Origin of the sequence: Methylobacterium sp. XJLW, assembly GCF_003254375.1 — a bacterium.
In the GTDB taxonomy this organism is placed as follows: domain Bacteria; phylum Pseudomonadota; class Alphaproteobacteria; order Rhizobiales; family Beijerinckiaceae; genus Methylobacterium; species Methylobacterium fujisawaense.
This window is the reverse complement of record NZ_CP016429.1, coordinates 4,894,729-4,913,274: the sequence shown is the minus strand read 5'-3', so window position 1 is coordinate 4,913,274 and position 18,546 is coordinate 4,894,729. Positions and strand designations below refer to the sequence as shown.

The window sequence follows — 18,546 nt, the reverse complement described above, 5'->3', positions numbered from 1 at the left end:
ACGTCCTCTATTCCAGCTCAGCGCTTCAGGTTCACGAGGAGTTCGAGCATTTCGGCGCCGGTCTGAAACACTTTGGAATTGGCGCCGTAGCTGGTCTGCGATTGGATCATCGTTGCCAGCTCGGTTCCGAGATCGACGTTCGATTCTTCGAGCGTGCCCTTCAGGATCTGCCCGCGGCCGCCGACGGTGGCGAAGCCGATCTGAGGCGTGCCCGAACTGGGGGTGGTATCGAAGACATTGCCGGCCTGCGGACTCAGATTGTCCGGGCTCTCGACAGTGGCGAGCGGGACCTTGAAGGCCGCCGCCTTCTTGCCGTCCTGATAGACGGCGTACACCGTCCCGTCCCGGTCGATGTCCGTTCCCACGACGCTCATCGGGGCGCTTCCGTTGGCGCCCCCCGTGATCGTGTATTCGCCTGCCAAAGCCGTCATGTTGGCCATGTCGATAGACACGGGCTGGCCCTTTGGAACAGTAAAATTCAGTTTCGGCAGGCCTTGAATTTTGCCATTGCTGTCGAACGTCAGATTTGTCTGGCCGAGCGGTGATCCGGGAAAGTTAGCGGGTTTGCTGGAATCGTAGGCCGAGACCTGCCACGTGTTGGATGCCGTCTTCGAGAAGTACAGATCGACGACAACGGCGTGGCCGAGATTGTCATAGGTGGTTATGCTGGTCGCCTTCGTGAAATTCGCCCCGCCCGTGACGATCGCCGCGTCGGCAGGAAGGTTGCCGCTGATCGTTCCGATGGTGGAGGGGCGGGCCTGCATGGACAGGCTGGCCGTGTTGACGGGCACAAGCCCGTCATAGCTGTTCAGCGAGACCTTCGGATCGCCCGAGGCCAGGCTGTAGCCCATCAGGTGCATGCCGGCTGCATTCACGAGATCCTTGGTTGTCGCGTCTTCGATGAAATTCCCGGCTCGGGTCAGGTAAGTCCTGCCGCCGGGATCCTTGACGACGAAGAACCCGTTGCCGTTGACGGCGAGGTCGGTGGCGGACGTCGTCGCGGATCTCGTGCCCTGGCTCGTGATCGCATGTCGCACGATCGTGTCGACCGATCCGGACTCGTAGGATCCCGGGTTCGGATCGATCAGGAGCGACGAGAACTCGGTTGATGCGCGCTTGTACCCGGTTGTATTCTGATTCTGGATATTGTCAGCAACCGTTCCAAGTCGATTGGTTTGGGCGTTCATTCCGGAGACGCCGCTGTTCAGCACACCATAAAGTCCCATAACGAACGTCCCCGTTGTTTGATCATGTTCGGCCGACTCTGATCAGAGATCGCTTGCGCGAAGCTTTCCGACCGGCTGTTCTGAACCTACGCCGGCGAGCGACGCGGATCCTCGTGACGCCCTGCCATCGGCACGGGCGATCGACCCTCCCCCTCGGATCCGGGTCCGCCCCATGCCTCCGTTGATCAGGTTCGCAACGCGTTCGCGAGGTCCAGGAAGGCGTCGAGGCTGCGCGGCTCGGTGGGATCCTGCCGGAGGGCCGCATAGATCTTCGGGACCAAGACGACGGCTTGGTCGAGTTCCGGATCCGCTCCGGCCTGGTATCCCCCCATCTGGCGCAGGTCCCGGGAATCCTCGAAGCGCGCGACCAGGCTCTTGAGCATGCGGACGAGTTCGCGCTGCTGCAGGGTCCACACGACGTCGGCCAGGCGTGAGATCGAGCCGAGCAGGTTGATCGCCGGATAGCGGCCCTGATCTGCGATCGCCCGGTCGAGGACGATATGGCCGTCGAGGGTGCCGCGGATGCTGTCGGCTACCGGGTCGTTGTGGTCGTCTCCGTCGATCAGGACCGAGAAGATGCCGGTGATCGTGCCGCCGCCCTCGGTCCCCGGCCCGGCCCGTTCCAGCAGACGCGGCAGATCGCCGAACACGCTCGGCGGATAGCCCCGTGCCACTGGCGGTTCGCCGGCCGCGAGGGCCACCTCCCGGGCGGCATGGGCAAAGCGCGTGACCGAATCGAGGATGAGCAGGACCGATTGGCCCTGATCGCGAAAATACTCGGCCACGGCGAACGCGAGCTTCGGCGCCTGCCGGCGCATCATCGGGCTCTCGTCGCCCGTGGCGACCACGACCACCGACCGGGACCGGCTGTCCTGGACAGGGCCCTCGAGGAACTCCCGAACCTCGCGCCCGCGCTCGCCGACCAGGGCGACGACCACGGCGTCGAATCCGGAGCAGCGGGCCAGCATGGACAGCAGCGTGGTCTTCCCGACCCCGGAGCCCGCGAAGATGCCGATGCGCTGCGCCGCGCAGAGCGGCGTGAACAGATCCATGGCCCGCACGCCGGTCGGAAGCGGCCGGTTCACCCGGGACCGCAGCATCGCGGGCGGAGGATCGGCATCCAGCGGCATCGCCCGCGCGCCCTTGGCCAACGGCCCCTTTCCGTCGATGGGCTGCCCCAGGGCGTTGATGACGCGATCCTTCCAGTCCTCGCAGGGTCGGGGATCCGAGGTCGGCACGCGATAGGCGGGCGATCCGAGGCCGGCGCCGATCCGGCTCTCGAACGGCTTGAGGATCGCCCCGTCTTCGTCGATCCGCACGACCTCGCCGTCGAGATTCCGCCCGCCGGTCTCGATCTGCATCCGATCGCCGAGCCTCAGTAGGGGGGTGTTGATGCGGATGCGGCAATGGCCGAACCCGATCTCCCGGACGACTCCCCCGACTCTGACGAGGGGATGATCGTCCCGGTCCTCCAGCGCGCGGGCGAGCCGGTCGAGGGCGTTCATGCTCATCTCAGCACGCGGCAGCCTTGTGGAGTCCACGATGGCGGTCGCTTACGCGCTGGGGCCGAGGCCGCGGATCGCGTCCTGCAGCGAGGATTCGGTTTCGGCCACCGCGGCGGCCGCATTCTGGAAGGTGCGCGTGATCTCGATGAGCCGGGACATCTCCATGACCGGATTGACGTTGGCCCCCTCCTGAAATCCCTGCTGGACCCGGACCGTGGTCGCGTCGCGCTGATTGAAGTCCAGGATCGGCTGGCCCGGCCTGTCCGACGCGACGGCACCGCCGGCGACACGGGTGAGTTTCGCGGCCGGGTCCAGACGGAACACGCCGAGTGCGCCGATCTGATTGGTGCCCTGGGATATGATCCCGTCCTGTCCGATCGTGATCGGGGGCCCTTCCGGATCGACGGTCAGGGGCGAACCGCCGGGGTCCAGGATCGGGCGCCCGCTCAGATCTTGCAGGTCGCCGGCCGCCGTGACCTGCATCCGGCCGTCGCGGGTATAGACCGGACCTCCTGGACCCCGCACGGCCAGCCAGCCGTCCCCCTGCACGCCGACGTCGAGGGGCGAATCCGTCTTGATGAGCGGTCCGGCCTTGCGCGACAGGAAGGTCTCGCCCGGCGTCGTGAACGCGACCTCGCGCCCGCCCGCCTCGGACAGGATCGTCTCGAACTTGACCTCCTCCGCACGGTAGCCGGCGGTCCCGAGATTGGCGACGTTGGTCGCCACGGTGTTCAGGCGCTGTTCGAGCGCCATCTGGGCGGACAGCGTGACGTAAAGCGACGCCTGCATGTCAGTGCCCCCCCAGCCGGATGGATTGCAGCTTGAGCAGGAGCCCGGTGTCGAAGCCCGAATCGGACCCGCCGAAGAGCGACAGCGTCGGCGTCGATGCCGTATCGTTCTTCTGATCCCACATGATCGTGAAGCGCTTGATGAATTTGTCGAGTTTTTCCGTATCTTTGAAGCTCGCGATGTCGAGCTTCCGGTTTATCAGGGCGGCCTGAGCATCAAGGTTGCTCATCGCCATCTCGGGAGGGAGTCCAAGGGCTGTTCGAACGACTTCCGCCAAAGCCTTGTCGGCCAGGATGCCGAACGCGGACCTAATCGTTCCCGCCTGGCGCTTGAAGTACAGGGCTAGGCGTGTGCCCTCGTCTTGCTGGCCGGCATCGCTCTCGAGCTTCTGGCGGACATAAGAATCGATCGGTGCCTGCCTGGCCTCGGCACGCTGCGTTGTGTTGGCGCCGTGGGTTTGGAAGTCGAAGGCGTTCGCAAATTCTCGAAATCGCGCATCTTGAATGCGATCGACCAAGCGCATTCCGTTCGCGTCAGGCGGCCCTGCCAGGATCTTTCTCATGAATCCCTTGGCGTAAGCCATGTCATCTAAGCCGAAGGCTTGCATGGCGAAATTGAAGATGCGCGCATTGCCGATGAAATCATCGACTGATTTTATTTCGGAAATATGATCAGAGTAATATTTTATCTCTCGAGAATTTGCCTTTTCCGACGCTTTTTCGCTCAGATTTTTTGTAATATCTCTAGATATAATCTTGTAATTAAGATAAGTTGATGTCATGTCCGGGTTCCTGATCTTGTTGGATCGGGTTCAGAACGAATTAACAAGAATTCGGATTGCCGATATATCGACCGCTGCAGATGTACAGGCCGCGGATGCTGGGCGTCAGCCCTAGGGCCGGGAGCTTGTCTGGGCCTTGCACGGTCGATCTCGAAACGTGTTGCGTTTGAGCGCTGCGAGATCGCTCCAGCCCGACGCAAGCATGACCGTCTACAGCCCGGTGTAGCGATCCATACGACGTCGAGGCGCTACGTGGGTGTTATCATCGGCTTGCTGACCGCGATGGTCTGTGTCGCGGGCGGCTTCTGGGCCATGGGCGGCCACCTCATGGTGGTCTGGCAGCCTTTCGAATTCATCATTGTCGGGGGCGCCGCGATCGGTGCGTTCATCGTCGCCAACCCGGCGCGGGTGGTGATGGACACCGCCGGTGCGGTCCGGGATGCTCTGTTCGCTCGGGAGCCGAGACAGGAGGATTACCTTTCCTTGCTCGGCCTTTTGTTCGCTTTGACACGGGAACTTCGGTCAAAGCCGCGCAACGAGGTCGAAACTCACTTGGACAGACCGGATGAGTCCGAGATCTTCAAGGCCTATCCGCGCGTGGCCCGCGACCAGGAACTGACGCTGTTCATCTGCGACTATGTCCGTCTCATTCTGGTCGGCAATGCGCGGCCCTACGAGATCGAGGCGCTGATGGAGGAGGAGATCGCGACGCACCGCGGCGACAAGCTGAAGGTCTACTTCGCGCTGATGAGCATGGCCGACGGCTTGCCGGCCCTGGGGATCGTGGCGGCGATCCTCGGTATCGTGAAGGCGATGGGGGCGCTCGACCAATCCCCCGCCCTGCTGGGAAGCCTGATCGGGGCCGCCCTGGTGGGCACCTTCACCGGCATTCTCGTCTCCTACAGCGTCGTGGCGCCGCTCGCCAACAAGGTGAAGGCGACCCGCGAGGCGCAGGCCCGGGTCTTCATCATCGTCAAGCAGACCCTGCTGGCCTTCATGAACGGCGCGCTGCCCCAGATCGCCGTCGAGCATGGCCGCAAGGCCATCACGGCGGCCTACCGGCCGACGATCGACGAGGTGGAGAACGCGACGATCACGGGCGCGCCGCGCAGCGAGAGCGCCCTGCGTGAGGCGGCTTGATCATGGACAAACAACCGGTCGCCAACGACATCCGGGATCGGCTCCTGGACGCCGCAGGGCTCTCCCTCGATCGCCTCCCGATGCTGCACGTGATCCTCGACCGGGCCGCGACGTTCTGCGCGGAGCAGCTCCGCCACCTTGCGGCCTCCCCGGTCTACTTCTCGCTGAGCAATGTCGAGAGCCAGCGGTTCGGAGACATCCTGGAGCCCTACGAGGCGAACGCGGTCGCCGGCATCTTCCAGGCGCCCGAATGGGACAGTCACATCCTGGTCGGTTTCGACCGCGACTTCATCTTCACGATGGTGGAGGCGCTCCTCGGTGCCGACGGCTCCGAACCGCCGCTCGACGAGGAACGATCCTTCTCGAATATCGAGATGCGGATCGCGCAGCGCCTCTTCGAGCAGATCGGCAAGGCGATGCAGTCCGCATTCGCGCTGGTGGCGGACACGCCGTTCAAGCTCGAGCGGACGGAGCTGCGAATGGATTTCGCCGTCATCGGCCGCCGGAACAACCAAGCGGTGGCGGCGAAGTTCGTCCTGCAGGCGCTCAATCGCGGCGGAGAGATGTTCATCGTCATCCCGCAATCCGTCCTGAATCCGATGCGGCAGAGCCTGGCGCGGATCCTGGTGGGTGAGACCTCCGCCCGGGACTCCCGGTGGACGAAGCAGATCGCCGGCGAGGTGCAGAAGACGCCGGTGACCCTCAAGGCGATCCTGGAGGAGAAGCAGCTGACGCTCGGCGAGATCGCCGAGCTCAGCGTGGGCCAGGTGCTAGAACTGCGGGCGACCCCGCGCAGCCGTGTCAAGCTGGTCGGCAACGACCGCGATCTGTTCTGGTGCGATGTCGGGCAGGAGGAGGGCGGCGTCGTCCTGCGCGTGGACCGCTTCATCGATCAGGATCAGGAATTTATCGATGATGTTCTCTCTCGCTGAGGCCCTGCTGTTCGCGGCCCTGGTCGCGACGACCGCCTGCCTCGTACCGATGTACATGCGGCTGAAGCGGCTCGATCGGTATCATGCCCAGTACCGCGACATGGTCGATTGGAGCGCGTCCGCCCTCGTCGGCGCGAGCAACGCCGTCCAGTCCTTCGCCCAGGACGGGCGTGTCGTCCTCGAAGATCTGAGCCGCGAGATCGAGTGCGCCAAGGTGGCCCTGGCCGAGCTGAAGGCGGAGCGGATCAGGCTGGCGAACGCGGCACAGCCCGGCGATGCGAGCCCTGAACCTGCCGTCGGCGGCAACCTGACGAGCGCCTGATGCCGGCTCAGCCGACGTGGCCACCCTCCCCCGCGACCGCCGGTCCCGGTGCGGCTCGGCCGCGAATCGTCCCATCCTTGAGGAGCGTTTGATGTCATCCCCCGCAGACCACGTGAATGTCGAGTCCGGGACCGGGAGTGGGCATAGCGACAGCCTGTTCGCCAAGATCGAGGCGCATGCCGACGGCCAGCGGGCGCAGGACGAGCGCTTGGGCCATGGCCGGAATCTCGATTCCATCCTCCGGATTCCGGTCTTGATGCAGGTGGTCCTCGGATCGGCCACGATGCCGGTCGCCAACCTGATGAAGCTGGGCCGAGGAGCGATCGTTCCCCTGGACCATCGCGTGGGCGAACCGGTCGACGTCGTCGTGAACGGCCGCGTCATCGCCCGGGGCGAAGTCGTCGTGGTCGAGGACGACAATTCCCGCTTCGGCGTGTCCCTCACCGAAATCGTCGGTCCCGCAGCGGCCGATTCCAACGGCTGAGAGGAAGCAGCGCCATGGCCGCAGGTTCCATGACCAAAGTCGGTCGAAGAGTGCTGACCCCTGCCGAGGAGGTCGCGGCCGTCCTCATCGCGATGAAGAAGACGACGGCCAGCCGGCTCGTCAAGTATTTCGACCAGGCCGAACTGAAGCAGATCACGCGCGCCGTCTCGCAGCTCGGACCCGTCCCCAAGCCGCAACTCGAGACGATCGTCGAGCAGCTGGCGGCCTTCTTCGCCGACGGGGCGAACCTGATCGGGACGGCCCGCGAGATGGAGAAGCTGCTGGAGGGGGTCCTGCCTCCGGAGCAGATCGCCGAGATCATGGCCGATGTGCTCGGCGGGGGGGAGCGGTCGATCTGGGACCGGATCTCGAACGGCTCGGAGACGGCTCTTGCCGCCTACCTGATCAAGGAACATCCGCAGACCGCGGCCCTGATCCTGTCGAAGGTCAAGCCGGCCTGTGCCGCCAAGGTGATGGCCCAGCTCCCGGCGCCGATGCGCAACGCGGTCATGCGGCGCATGCTGACGTTCAAGCCGATCGTCGAGACCACGATGAAGATGATCGAACAGACCATCCACGAGGACTTCATGATCAATCTGGCGCGCAACGCCGCGGCGGATACCCATTCGCGCATGGCCGACATCATCAACAAGATGGAGCGCCAGAGCATGGAGGAGGTCCTGGACAACCTCACGCAGTCGCGCCCGAAATCGGCGGAGATCCTGAAGAGCCTGCTCTTCACCTTCGACGACATCATCAACCTGACACCGCGGGCCCGCACGACCCTGTTCGACCAGATCCCCCACGAGAAGGTCATCCTGGCGCTCAAGGGCACGAGCGGACAGCTGCGCAACGTCGTGCTCAGTGCCCTGACGGCCCGCGCGCGGCGCCTGGTGGAGCACGAACTCGAGGGCGGCGAGCCCGCCTCGCAGCGGGATGTGCACGAGGCCCGCCGCGCGATCACCGATCAGGCGCTCGAGATGGCCGCCCGAGGCGAGATCGAACTCAGCTCGGCGGATTCGGATGAGACCTACATCCGCTGAGCGGGACTGCCGCGATGTCGGATGACAAGGAGAGCAAAACCGAGGCGGCCAGCGAGAAGAAGATCAGCGACGCGGTCGCGCAGGGCAATACCCCCTTCTCGCGCGAGGCCCCGGTCTTCGCCTCGATCATGGGCCTGCTGGTCTTCCTCGTGTTCGTGGTGCGGGATCAGGGGGCTGCATTCGTGCGGCGGCTCACCCTGCTCCTCGAGCAGCCGCGCAACTTCAGCGTGGAGACCAGCCCGGACGCCAAGCGCCTCGTTCACGCCCTGGCCCTGGAAATGGGCCGGTTCCTGTTGCCGGTTCTGGTGATCCTGCTCGTTGCCGGGATCGCCGCCTCGATCTTTCAGAACGCGCCCCGCATCGTGTTTGATCGCATCCAGCCCCAATGGTCTCGCATCTCGCCCGCGAGCGGCTGGAAGCGGATCTTCAGTACACAGGGGTTCGTCGAGTTCGGAAAGAGCCTCTTCAAGTTTCTGGCGATCGGCGGCATGTCCTTCATGGTTCTGCGCGCAGACCGGTACGAGATCGTGGACGCCATGTTTGTGGATCCGATCGGCCTGCCCGAGTTCCTGCTGACCCTGTCGGTCCGCCTGATCTCGGCCGTCAGCGTGGCGACCATCGCGCTGGTGGCGGGCGATCTGGTCTGGTCCCGCCTGCGCTGGCAGCGTGACCTGCGGATGTCGCGACAGGAGCTGAAGGACGAGTTCAAGCAGCTCGAGGGCGACCCGCTTGTGAAGGCCAGGCTGCGCTCGCTGGCGCAGGACCGGCTGCGCAAGCAGATGATGGCGGCGGTGCCCCGCGCCACGATGATCCTGGCGAACCCGACGCACTACGCCATCGCGCTGCGCTACGATCAGAGCGAGAGCGACGCCCCGGTGGTGCTGGCCAAGGGGGCGGACCTGATCGCCCTGCGCATCCGCGAGATCGCCGAGAGGAACCGGATCGAGGTGGTCGTCGACAAGGCCCTGACCCGGGCGATGTACGACCACGTGGAGATCAATCAGGCAATCCCGGCGGAATTCTACCGGGCGGTGGCGAATCTCCTCGTCTACGTGATGACGCGCAAGCGCCGCTGAGCGGCCGCGGGTGACCGGCCCGCGGATCGGGGAACCCGGCCTGGCCGGCCGGCGCCCCCCCCCGGCGGGCGCCGGCCCTCAGAAATGCGGGAGGGCGCGCCGCGGGGCGACGATCGCTTGTCGAACCCGGCCCCTGATCCTGGCGCCCGCGTTCCCCGGCCTCGAAGGCGGATGCGGGGAAACGCGGTGATCCCCGAAGGCCTCCTGCGAGTCCTCCTGCGAGGCCCCCGCTGCGCTCCGGCGCCTCGGGATCGGGTCGCGCTCGGGCGGATCGCAGGCCGCGAGACGGCCTCAGGCCGCCCGACCGTCGGCCTGCCGGCGCTTCGCCTCCCGGCGGAACCGGTGCAGCACGAACTCGGTGTAGCCGTTGGGCTGGCGCGCGCCCTCGAACACCAGGGCCTCCGCGGCCCGGAAGGCCGGGCCGTCGAAGCCCGGAGCCATCGGCCGGTAGGCCGGATCGCCCGCGTTCTGGCGGTCGACCACCGCCGCCATCCGCCGCAACGCCGCGTCGACCTGCGCCCGGTCCACGATCCCGTGGCGCAGCCAGTTGGCGATGTGCTGGCTGGAGATCCGCAGGGTGGCGCGGTCCTCCATCAGGCCGACCTCGTGGATGTCCGGCACCTTCGAGCAGCCGACGCCCTGGTCGATCCAGCGGACCACGTAGCCCAGGATCCCCTGGCAGTTGTTGTCGAGCTCCTCCCGGATCGCCTCCGGCGCAAAGGCGCCCTCGGCGAGGGGCAGGGTCAGCATGGCGTCCCGGGTCGCGGGCGCCCGGCCGGCCAGATCCGCCTGGCGGGCGCGGACATCCGTCCGGTGGTAGTGCAGCGCGTGGAGCGTGGCCGCCGTCGGCGACGGCACCCAGGCGGTGTTGGCGCCGGCTTCCGGGTGGGCGCCCTTCGCCTCCAGCATCGCCGCCATCTGGTCGGGGGCGGCCCACATGCCCTTGCCGATCTGCGCGTGGCCCGGCAGGCCGCAGGCGAGGCCGGCATCGACGTTCCCGTCCTCGTAGGCCTTGATCCAGGCGGTCGCCTTCATCGCGTCCTTGCGGACCACCGGACCGGCCTCCAGGGAGGTGTGGATCTCGTCCCCGGTCCGGTCGAGGAAGCCGGTGTTGATGAAGAACAGCCGGTCCGCCGCGGCGGCGATCGCCGCCTTCAGATTGAGCGTCGTGCGCCGCTCCTCGTCCATCACGCCGATCTTGAGCGTCCGCGGCGCGAGCCCGACGAGGGCCTCGACCCGCCCGAACAGCTCCACCGCGAAGGCGACCTCGTCGGGGCCGTGCAGCTTCGGCTTGACCATGTAGACCGAGCCCGTCCGGCTGTTGCGCAAGGAGCCGGTCCCGTTCAGGTCGTGCAGGGCGATCAGCGCGGTCACCGCCGCGTCGAGGAGCGTCTCGGGGATCTCGGCGCCGTCGAGGGTCACGGCGTCGGTGTACATGTGATGGCCGACATGCCGGACCAGCATCAGCGACCGCCCCGGCAGGGTCAGGCTTCCCCCGTCGGGCGCCGTGTAGGTGCGGTCCGCGGCAAGCCGCCGCTCGACGGTGCGGCCGCCCTTGGACAGGGTGGCCACGAGGTCGCCGCGCATCAGGCCGAGCCAGCTGCGATAGACCGCGACCTTGTCGGCCGCGTCCACGGCGGCGACCGAATCCTCCATGTCCATGATGGTCGAAAGGGCGGATTCCAGCACCACGTCGGCGATGCCGGCGGGGTCGGTGCGGCCGATCGGGCTCGTCCGGTCGATGACGATCTCGACGTGCAGGCCGTTGTGGCGCAGCAGGAGCGCGGTCGGCGCCTCGGGGGCGCCGGTATAGCCCGCGAGGTCCGCCGTGCCGGTCAGGCCGGCGCTCCGTCCGGCGCCGAGAGCAACGGCGAGGCGGCCGCCCGTCACCGAGAAGCCCACCGCATCCGCCCAGGAGCCGACGCTGAGCGGGGCGGTCGCGTCGAGGAGGGCCTTGGTCTTGGCCACCACGGCGGCGCCCCGGGCCGGGTTGAACCCGGTGCCTGGGGCGAGGTCGCCGTCCTGCGGGATCGCGTCGGTGCCGTAGAGGGCGTCGTAGAGGCTGCCCCAGCGGGCATTGGCGGCGTTGAGCGCGTAGCGGGCGTTCGAGATCGGCACGACGAGCTGGGGCCCGGCGATCTGCGCGATCTCCGCGTCCACGTTCTCGGTGGTCACCCGCACAGCGTCGGGCTCCGGCTGCAGGTAGCCGATCTGCGTGAGGTAGGCCGCGTAGGCGGCCGGTTCGTGCGGCAGGCCGCGATGGTCGCGGTGCCAGGAATCGATGTCGGCCTGGAGGCCGTCGCGCCGGTCGAGCAGCGCCCGATTGTGCGGTGCGAGGTCGCGGACGATCGCCGCGAAGCCCGACCAGAACCGGTCGGCCGAGAGGCCGGTTCCAGGCAGCGCCTCCTCGGACAGGAAGGTGCGGAGATCCTCGGCGACGACGAGATTCGACATGCGATCCTCTGGGAAATGGGGCGCCGTGCGTCAGAAAAAGTCGAACGGCCCGTGAAATTTTTTTGATCTCACGGCGATAGACCGCTTGGCACCCGCCGAAAAGGCGGCAAAAGGGATTTGATTTTTTCCGCAGCGTTGAAAATGAACGACCAGAGCGACCTGGAGATCTTCGCCCGGGTGGTGCGGACCGGCAGCCTGACCCGGGCCGGGTCGGAACTCGGCCTGTCGGTGGCGGTGGTCTCGAAGCGGCTGAAGCGGCTGGAGGAGCGGCTCGCCGTGCGCCTGCTGCACCGCACCACGCGGCGGCTGGCGCCGACCGATATCGGCGCGGCGTTCTTCGAGCGGATCGCCCCGATCGTCGACGCCATCGCGGAGGCCGAAAGCCTCGTCTCGCAGAACGCCACGCGGGCGCGGGGGACGCTCCGGGTTACGGCGCCGAGTTCCTTCGGGCGCCTGCACATCGTCCCGCATCTGGGGGCCTTCTTCGCCCTCCACCCCGACCTCGTGCTGAACCTGGAGCTGAGCGACGATTTCGAGTCCATCATCGAGCGCGGCTACGACCTCGCCATCCGGGTGGGCGCGCTGGAGAGTTCCGGACTGACGGCGGTGCGCCTCGCGCCGGTGCGGCGGGTTCTGTGCGCGCGGCCGAGCTACCTCGATGTGGCGGGGCGACCGCAGACCCTGGACGATCTGCGCGGCCATGTGTGCCTCGCCACCGAGAACCAGAACCCCTGGCGCCTCATCGGACCGGAGGGACCCTGCACGGTCACCGCGTCGGGCCCCCTGCGCACCCATTCCAACGAGGTGGTGCGCGAGGCGGCGATCGGCGGCCTCGGGATCGCGCTCCGCTCCACCTGGGACGTGCACGCGGAGCTGCGCGGCGGGCTCTTGGAGGTGGTGCTGCCCGCCTACACGGCCGCGGCCTCGGCGGGCATCTTCGCGGTCTATCCGAGCCGCGCCTTCGTGCCCGCCAAGACCCGGGCCTTCATCGCGTTCCTGAAGCAGACCTACCGGTCGAGCGGGGCCTGGACGGAGGGGTGAGGGGTGGGCCGAGGGGCGACGCGTCCCCCTCCCCCGCAGAGGCGACCGACGTCACACGGCCGGCGCCGCGCGCTCCGCCTCACGAGGGAGAGGGGACAGGCACTCGTCGCTCACGACTTTGATGGCCGGCGGAAGACGGGTGAAACCGCCCGCCCGGAAGCGGGGGCGCGGATCCCACCCGATCGACGTCGCGCCTCACCCTGCCGCGAAGACATCGGGATCGGTCCGCGCCAGCATCCGCTTGAACGCCGCCCATTCGTTGTCGGGCGCTCCCTGGACGACGACGCGGTCGTAGCCGGCGGCGTATTGCCCGGCGGTCTTGGTTGCGATGGCGGCGGAGGGCCGGATCACCGGCGCGCCGGCCGCCTGGATCGCCAGCTGCGCCCGGCACGAGCGCTCCATGTTGTGCATCAGCCGGAACGCCTCGCCGACCGTGCGCCCGCAGGTCAGCAGGCCGTGGTTGCGCAGCACCATCACGGGCTTGTCGCCGAGATCGGCCACCAGCCGCTGCCGCTCGTCGAGATCGAGGGCGATGCCCTCGTAGGCGTGGTAGGCGACGCGCCCCGTGAACTGCATCGACCACTGGTTCAGGGGCAGCAGCCCCTCCTCCTGACAGGAGACCGCGACCCCCGCCACCGTGTGGGTGTGCAGCACGCAGATCGCGTCGGCGCGGGCGGCGTGGATGGCGCTGTGGATCGTGAACCCGGCCGGATTGATGCCGAGCCCCATCGGGTCCGCGAGCACGTGGCCGTCGATATCGACGGTGACGAGGTTCTCCGGCGTCACCTCCTCGAAGCGCATCCCGTAGGGATTGATCAGGAACCGGTGCCCGTCCCCCGGCAGCCGCGCCGAGATGTGGGTGTAGATGCTGTCGTCGAGGCCCAGCCGATGGATCAGCCGGTAGGCGGCCGCCAGATCGACGCGCATCGCCCGGACCGCCTCCTGAATCCCTCCGCCGGACCCGGCGTCCCGGTCCGCGACGATCGACGGCGTGGCTGCGCTCATGCGGCGGCTCCCTGCCGGTCGGCCTGATCGGGATCACCCCCCGGCGCGGGCGGTCCCGGTCTCCCGGCGCGGTCGAGCCCCGGAGGACGCGGTTCGGGCCGGGATCGCCGCCAGGGTGCACGATGGGACGCCATCCGGCAATGCGCGGGACCGGGCCGGCCGGCACCGCGGCCCGAGGCGTTCGGAGCCCGCTCCTCCGCACGCCCGCCGCGATGCACCGTGACGCGCCTCGGGGCGTCGGTCCGGTCAGCCGCCGGGAAGCCGGCTTTAGCAACGTTGCGTTCGGGCTTCGCGGCGTCCCGCGTCACCCCGGCGGCGTGAGGTTTGGGCCATGCCCCCGGCGGCGCAGCGCGCGGGGCCGCGATAGTGTGTCCGGATGCGTGGGCGCTCCCGATGTACGGTGGCCGTCTTTGCGAGCGCAGCGAAGCAATCCAGGGTCGCGCCACGTCCACCGGGGTCACGCTGCTGCCCTGGGTCGCTTCGCTGCGCTCGCGATGACGGGAGCGGCGCGGAGCCCCCTACCCCGCCAGCGCCGCCTCGATGCCGGCGCCGAGGGCCAGGAGGCGGCGGTCCTGCCCGTGGCGGGCGAGCAGCATCAGCCCCGCCGGCCGGGCGAGATCCGGCATCGGCAGCGACAGGCCGGTGAGATCGAAGAAATTGCCGAACGCCGTGTTGCGCAGCATCAGGCGATTGGCGTTCAGGAACGCCGCGTCGTCCGCCTCCAGCGGGGCGGTGAGCGGCGCCGTGGTGGCGGTCGCCGGGAGGACCAGCACGTCGAGGGGGGCGAGAACCCGGTCGAAGGCGGTGATCAGTTCGGCCCGCCGGCGCATCGTCCGGACGTAGCGCGCCGCCGTCGCGGTCCGGCCGGCCAGGATGCGGCGGTGGACCCGCGGGTCGTAGCGGGACGCTGCGCTGTCCAGCCAGTCGGCATGGACCGCCGCGGCCTCGATCGCCGCGATAGAGCCGTCCGGCATGGCCGCGTCCATCGCGGCGAGGAGATCGTCGATCGGGTGGTCGACGATTCGGGCGCCAGCCCGGGACAGGCAGGCCAGCGCGCGCTCGAAGGCCTCGGCCACGAGCGGCTCCGTCTCGGTGAACAGCAGGCCCCGCGGCACGCCGACGCGCAGGCCCGCGACGGGGAAAGCCTCCAACGGCACGGGCTCCGCGCCCGCCATCACGGCGTCGGCGGCCGCGCATTCCGCCACCGTCCGGGCGAGCGGACCCAGCGAATCGAGGGCGTAGGAGAGCGGGAAGGCCCCGTCCAGCGGCACGCGGCAGGCGGTCGGCTTGAAGCCCACGACGCCGTTCAGCGCGGCGGGGATCCGGACGGAGCCCCCCGTATCCGACCCGATCGCGATGTCGCTGGTCCCCTGCCCCACCGAGACCCCGGCGCCTGAGGACGAGCCCCCCGGGATGCGCGCCGGATCGGCGGCGTTGCCGGGGGTGCCGTAATGCGGGTTGAGGCCGAGCCCCGAGAAGGCGAACTCGGACATGTTGGTCTTGCCCAGGATCACCGCGCCGGCCCGGCGCAGGCGGGCGACCACCGGGGCATCGGCCCGCGCCGGCGCCCCGTCGGCCAGCAGGATCGAGCCGGCGCGCGTCGTCTCGCCCGCCACGTCGAACAGGTCCTTGATCGAGACCATCGCGCCGTCGAGGGGGCCGAGGGAGATCCCGTCCCGGCGGCGGGCGTCGGCGGCGTCCGCCGCCGCGCGGGCCTCGGCGGCGTAGAGCCGGGTGAAGACCGCCTTGTCCCCCTCCCCGATGCGGGCCAGCCGCGCCTCGACGGTCTCGCGTACGCTCATGATCCTCACCGCGCGATGTTGCGGGCCGTCGATGCAAGCGGAGGGCCCGGGCGGGCCCCCGCCCGTCAGAACGTGCCGGGATAGGCGCCGCCGTCCATCAGCAGGTTCTGGCCGGTGATGAACCCCGCCTGCCGGCTGCACAGGAACGCGCAGGCGGCGCCGAACTCGTCGGGGTGCCCGAACCGGCCGGCGGGGTTGGCGCGCGCCCGCGCCTCCAGGAACGCCTCCACGGTGGTGCCCGCCTTGGCGGCGCCGGCTGCGGCGTTGCTGCGGATCCGGTCCGTGTCGAAGGGGCCGGGCAGCAGGTTGTTGATGGTCACCCCGTGCCGCACCGTCTGCCGGGCGAGGCCGGCCACGAAGCCCGTCAGCCCCGATCGGGCGCCGTTCGACAGGCCGAGATGCTCGATCGGCGCCTTCACGGCGCCGGATGTGATGTTGACGATCCGGCCGAACTTGCGGGCGATCATCCCGTCGACGGTCGCCTGGATCAGGGCGATCGGCGCCAGCATGTTGGCGTCGAGCGCCCGGATCCAGGCGTCGCGGTCCCAGTCGCGGAAGTCGCCGGGGGGCGGCCCGCCGGCATTGTTGATCAGGATGTCGGGCTCTGGGCAGGCGGCGAGCGCCGCGGCCCGGCCGGCCTCGGTGGCGATGTCGCCCGCGACGGCGGTGACGGTGACCCCGGTCTCGCTGCGGATCTCCCCGGCGGTCCGCTCCAGGAGCTCCGCGTTGCGGGCCGTGATCGTCACCGCGACGCCCTCGCGGGCCAGCGCCAGGGCGCAGCCCCTGCCCAGTCCCTTGCTCGCCGCGCAGACGAGCGCCCGGCGCCCGCTCAAGCCGAGATCCATGGGGAGCCTCCGTGACCGGCCCTCGCCGCGAGGGCATCCGCCGCGTCATAGCCCGCCGGACGCCCCCCGCGGAAGCGATCCGGGACGGGGCCGCGGGCCTCTCAGGCGGTGTTCGGCCGGCGCCCGCCGCTCACCACGTGCGCAGGTCGCGGGCGCCGGGCCCGTCGGGACGCTCCTCCCGCTCCGGGGCGACGAACCCGGCCCACAACAGGGCCACCGCCCCGGTGAGAAGCGGAAGGGACGTGCTGAGGACGAGGCTGAGGGTCACGGCGATCCTGCCAGGCGGACGAGGTCGAGACGACGAGGTCAGGCTCTTTTGGTCCGAAAGTTGTTTTCGTGAGCTTAAGGTTGCCGGTCATATTGAAGAGGCCGCGGCAAAATCTGCATGCGCTGCACCGCTCCAGTCACCGCCTGCGCGGTCGGGCCTCCCCGTCCGGGCGGAATCTGCGGCCGTGGCGCTCCGCATCGGGATGTCGCATGGCTGTTCGAGGACGGATCCGCTGAGCGACGGACCGGAGGCCGGCTCACGACTGCATCAACCCGCGCGATCCCCAGGCCGACGCGATCCCCAGGCCGGGCAGGCCACGTTCGTGCGCTCCGTCGCGGGGCGGCCTCTCCCCGAGATCACGCCCGGCGTGGATCGCGCCGGAGACGGCCTGTCGCCGCGCCTGTCCGACGCCTGCGTCCGAGATCTGCAACCGGACATCGCCGTGTCTCACGGCCGGATGGTGCCTAGGGCTGGGCGCAGCCTGCGGTCGGTGTCACGGCCCTGCCGGCAACCGCGTCGTCCGGCCCGCGCCTGTCGCGCCCGCCGGGACGCCGGGGGGCCGCTGCGCGCCGGCTCACGGCTGATCCGCGGCCTCGGACAGGGCGCCGAATTCGTTGACCATGCACTCGTGCATCCGGCGCAGCCACCCCCGCGCTTCCGTTCGCTCGGCCTCGGCCCGTTCGGCCCGTTCGGCCGCCGCACGGGCCTGCGCCTCGGCCTGCTCGGCCCGCTCGAGCGCCGCCCGCAGCAGCGATTCAGCGTGGCGGGCCCGGTCCTCCGCGGCGCGGCGTGCCGTCTCGGCCGCGCGCACCGAATGCTGCGCCTCCCGGACGGACGCGCGGGCGCTCGCCTGCAGGCCGCGGACCCGCGCTGCGACGCCGCGCACGGCGGTCAGGGAGGCCGACCAGTCATCCGCCTCCGCTTCGGCCGCGGGCCCGGCCGAAGCGGCGCCGGAGAACAGGGCGACGACCCGGTCGATCGGCGCGGCGTCGCCGTCGCGAGGCCCGACCGGGTAGGTCAGGGGATGGGACTCCATCGTCTCGGCCCGCGCCCGGGCGGCGCCGCTCATGCCGCCTCCTGATCGGTGAGGTCCGAGAATTCGGACAGGATCGCCTGCTGGACGCGTTCCAGCCATTCCTCGGCCTGCCGCGCCCGGTCCTCGGCGGCGCGGACGCGGGCCTCGGCGGCCCTGGCGCGTTCCTCCGCGGCGAGGACCTGGGCCTCGGCGCGCACCTGTGCCTCGCGGGCCTGCATCTCCGCCGTCCGGGCGCGCTCGTTGGAGGCTTGGATCTCCTCACGCACCTGATCCAGCACCTGTTCGATGCGCGCCTCCCGCTCACGGGCCTGCGCCTCGATCTCGCGGGCCTGGCGGGCTGCGGCCTGGACCCGGAGGATGAGGGCGTCCCAATCCTGCGGCGAGGCCGGCGGCTTCTGAAGCTCGGCCCGTGCGTGCAGCGACGAGACGACGCGCAGGACGTTGCCGAGGTTGGTTTCGGGCCCGGCGCCGGAGTCGCGCTGGGTCTTGTCTGCGGGTCGAAACCGAGGGTCGTTCAGAAGCCTCTGCAGCTCGCTCACGGATCCTCTGCTCCCTCTCGATCCAATTCCGATCCGCCTAGACTGTTTAGAATAGTTAACAAACAATTAAATGCGCTGCTGGCCGATTGTAGAATGTTAACACGATGGGCTCCGCCGCCACGCGGGATCCGGCCCTGGCGATCGAGGCCCCCGCCGCAGGCTCGACCGCGCGGGACGCGCCGGGCCCGGATCCGCGCGGCCGGGTGCCGTCGAACGGACCCGGTGGGCCTGTGCCCCGAGACCGCTGCCGCGCTGCCG

At 69.0% G+C, this 18,546-nt stretch carries 18 protein-coding genes; 7 read left to right on the top strand and 11 right to left on the bottom strand.

The window, feature by feature from the left end; genetic code table 11:
* Window positions 1–17: 17 nt before the first annotated feature.
* The 4 genes from A3862_RS22745 to A3862_RS22730 form a co-directional block, all read right to left on the bottom strand.
* Window positions 18–1,226, bottom strand: coding sequence for a flagellar hook protein FlgE (locus A3862_RS22745; protein ID WP_043756870.1), 1,209 nt, complete (start codon window positions 1,224–1,226; stop codon window positions 18–20).
* A gap of 185 nt (window positions 1,227–1,411) precedes the next feature.
* Entirely contained in the window at window positions 1,412–2,737 is a 1,326-nt protein-coding gene (gene fliI, locus A3862_RS22740; protein WP_100793954.1) for a flagellar protein export ATPase FliI, read from the bottom strand.
* Between the two features lie 42 nt (window positions 2,738–2,779).
* Window positions 2,780–3,520: a flagellar basal-body rod protein FlgF gene (gene flgF, locus A3862_RS22735; RefSeq protein ID WP_043348571.1), complete on the bottom strand. Its 741-nt coding sequence runs from the start codon at window positions 3,518–3,520 to the stop codon at window positions 2,780–2,782.
* A 1-nt stretch (window position 3,521) separates the two neighbouring features.
* Window positions 3,522–4,301: a DUF1217 domain-containing protein gene (locus A3862_RS22730; protein WP_111474015.1), complete on the bottom strand. Its 780-nt coding sequence runs from the start codon at window positions 4,299–4,301 to the stop codon at window positions 3,522–3,524.
* A 252-nt stretch (window positions 4,302–4,553) separates the two neighbouring features.
* On the opposite strand from A3862_RS22730, the gene motA reads away from it, so the two are divergent.
* The 6 genes from motA (at window position 4,554) to flhB (ending at window position 9,298) form a co-directional block, all read left to right on the top strand.
* Window positions 4,554–5,441 carry a flagellar motor stator protein MotA gene (gene motA / locus A3862_RS22725; RefSeq protein ID WP_043756879.1) on the top strand — a complete coding sequence of 296 codons (888 nt, stop codon included), beginning with the start codon at window positions 4,554–4,556 and terminating at the stop codon, window positions 5,439–5,441.
* A gap of 2 nt (window positions 5,442–5,443) precedes the next feature.
* On the top strand, window positions 5,444–6,373 hold the full coding sequence (locus A3862_RS22720) for a flagellar motor switch protein FliM (protein WP_043756881.1): 930 nt from the start codon (window positions 5,444–5,446) through the stop codon (window positions 6,371–6,373).
* Window positions 6,354–6,695, top strand: coding sequence for a hypothetical protein (locus A3862_RS22715; RefSeq protein ID WP_236952921.1), 342 nt, complete (start codon window positions 6,354–6,356; stop codon window positions 6,693–6,695). The genes A3862_RS22720 and A3862_RS22715 overlap by 20 nt, the downstream gene beginning before the upstream one ends.
* Window positions 6,696–6,786: 91 nt before the next feature.
* Complete coding sequence (gene fliN / locus A3862_RS22710; protein WP_043348558.1) at window positions 6,787–7,179, top strand: flagellar motor switch protein FliN; 393 nt, start codon at window positions 6,787–6,789, stop codon at window positions 7,177–7,179.
* Between the two features lie 14 nt (window positions 7,180–7,193).
* Entirely contained in the window at window positions 7,194–8,222 is a 1,029-nt protein-coding gene (locus A3862_RS22705; protein ID WP_043348557.1) for a flagellar motor switch protein FliG, read from the top strand.
* 14 nt (window positions 8,223–8,236) lie between these two features.
* A complete protein-coding gene (gene flhB / locus A3862_RS22700) occupies window positions 8,237–9,298 on the top strand; it encodes a flagellar biosynthesis protein FlhB (RefSeq protein WP_043379583.1) in 1,062 nt (353 codons plus the stop codon).
* A 291-nt stretch (window positions 9,299–9,589) separates the two neighbouring features.
* Here flhB and A3862_RS22695 read toward each other — a convergent pair whose 3' ends face one another.
* The gene (locus tag A3862_RS22695; protein WP_111474014.1) at window positions 9,590–11,752 is read right to left on the bottom strand and encodes a malate synthase G; all 2,163 of its coding nucleotides are present in this window, start codon (window positions 11,750–11,752) and stop codon (window positions 9,590–9,592) included.
* A 141-nt stretch (window positions 11,753–11,893) separates the two neighbouring features.
* Here A3862_RS22695 and A3862_RS22690 point away from each other — a divergent pair, with 141 nt between their 5' ends.
* Window positions 11,894–12,793, top strand: coding sequence for a LysR family transcriptional regulator (locus A3862_RS22690; RefSeq protein ID WP_111474013.1), 900 nt, complete (start codon window positions 11,894–11,896; stop codon window positions 12,791–12,793).
* A 195-nt stretch (window positions 12,794–12,988) separates the two neighbouring features.
* On the opposite strand, the gene A3862_RS22685 is transcribed toward A3862_RS22690, so the two are convergent.
* The 6 genes from A3862_RS22685 to A3862_RS22665 all read right to left on the bottom strand — a co-directional run bounded on the left by A3862_RS22685 (window position 12,989) and on the right by A3862_RS22665 (window position 18,288).
* The gene (locus A3862_RS22685; protein ID WP_075380084.1) at window positions 12,989–13,798 is read right to left on the bottom strand and encodes a class II aldolase/adducin family protein; all 810 of its coding nucleotides are present in this window, start codon (window positions 13,796–13,798) and stop codon (window positions 12,989–12,991) included.
* A gap of 518 nt (window positions 13,799–14,316) precedes the next feature.
* Complete coding sequence (locus A3862_RS22680) at window positions 14,317–15,600, bottom strand: amidase (protein WP_111474012.1); 1,284 nt, start codon at window positions 15,598–15,600, stop codon at window positions 14,317–14,319.
* Between the two features lie 65 nt (window positions 15,601–15,665).
* A complete protein-coding gene (locus A3862_RS22675; protein ID WP_043379573.1) occupies window positions 15,666–16,445 on the bottom strand; it encodes an SDR family oxidoreductase in 780 nt (259 codons plus the stop codon).
* A 130-nt stretch (window positions 16,446–16,575) separates the two neighbouring features.
* Window positions 16,576–16,713, bottom strand: a complete 138-nt coding sequence (locus A3862_RS31650; RefSeq protein WP_164706393.1) for a hypothetical protein — start codon at window positions 16,711–16,713, stop codon at window positions 16,576–16,578.
* Window positions 16,714–17,287: 574 nt separating this feature from the next.
* A complete protein-coding gene (locus tag A3862_RS22670) occupies window positions 17,288–17,782 on the bottom strand; it encodes a hypothetical protein (RefSeq protein ID WP_236961448.1) in 495 nt (164 codons plus the stop codon).
* Window positions 17,779–18,288, bottom strand: a complete 510-nt coding sequence (locus A3862_RS22665; RefSeq protein WP_043756890.1) for a hypothetical protein — start codon at window positions 18,286–18,288, stop codon at window positions 17,779–17,781. The genes A3862_RS22670 and A3862_RS22665 overlap by 4 nt, the downstream gene beginning before the upstream one ends.
* Window positions 18,289–18,546 lie beyond the last annotated feature (258 nt).

Excerpts from the sequence above, each read along its gene's own strand:
- flgF (WP_043348571.1), bottom strand. The coding sequence starts at position 3,520 with ATGCAGGCGTCGCTTTACGTCACGCTGTCCGCCCAGATGGCGCTCGAA.
- A3862_RS22715 (WP_236952921.1), top strand. The coding sequence starts at position 6,354 with ATGATGTTCTCTCTCGCTGAGGCCCTGCTGTTCGCGGCCCTGGTCGCG.
- flhB (WP_043379583.1), top strand. The coding sequence starts at position 8,237 with ATGTCGGATGACAAGGAGAGCAAAACCGAGGCGGCCAGCGAGAAGAAG.
- A3862_RS22690 (WP_111474013.1), top strand. The coding sequence starts at position 11,894 with ATGAACGACCAGAGCGACCTGGAGATCTTCGCCCGGGTGGTGCGGACC.
- A3862_RS22675 (WP_043379573.1), bottom strand. The coding sequence starts at position 16,445 with ATGGATCTCGGCTTGAGCGGGCGCCGGGCGCTCGTCTGCGCGGCGAGC.
- A3862_RS22745 (WP_043756870.1), bottom strand. The coding sequence starts at position 1,226 with ATGGGACTTTATGGTGTGCTGAACAGCGGCGTCTCCGGAATGAACGCC.
- fliN (WP_043348558.1), top strand. The coding sequence starts at position 6,787 with ATGTCATCCCCCGCAGACCACGTGAATGTCGAGTCCGGGACCGGGAGT.
- A3862_RS22730 (WP_111474015.1), bottom strand. The coding sequence starts at position 4,301 with ATGACATCAACTTATCTTAATTACAAGATTATATCTAGAGATATTACA.
- A3862_RS22695 (WP_111474014.1), bottom strand. The coding sequence starts at position 11,752 with ATGTCGAATCTCGTCGTCGCCGAGGATCTCCGCACCTTCCTGTCCGAG.
- A3862_RS22680 (WP_111474012.1), bottom strand. The coding sequence starts at position 15,600 with ATGAGCGTACGCGAGACCGTCGAGGCGCGGCTGGCCCGCATCGGGGAG.
- A3862_RS22685 (WP_075380084.1), bottom strand. The coding sequence starts at position 13,798 with ATGAGCGCAGCCACGCCGTCGATCGTCGCGGACCGGGACGCCGGGTCC.
- fliI (WP_100793954.1), bottom strand. The coding sequence starts at position 2,737 with ATGAGCATGAACGCCCTCGACCGGCTCGCCCGCGCGCTGGAGGACCGG.
- A3862_RS22705 (WP_043348557.1), top strand. The coding sequence starts at position 7,194 with ATGGCCGCAGGTTCCATGACCAAAGTCGGTCGAAGAGTGCTGACCCCT.
- A3862_RS22720 (WP_043756881.1), top strand. The coding sequence starts at position 5,444 with ATGGACAAACAACCGGTCGCCAACGACATCCGGGATCGGCTCCTGGAC.
- A3862_RS22670 (WP_236961448.1), bottom strand. The coding sequence starts at position 17,782 with ATGAGCGGCGCCGCCCGGGCGCGGGCCGAGACGATGGAGTCCCATCCC.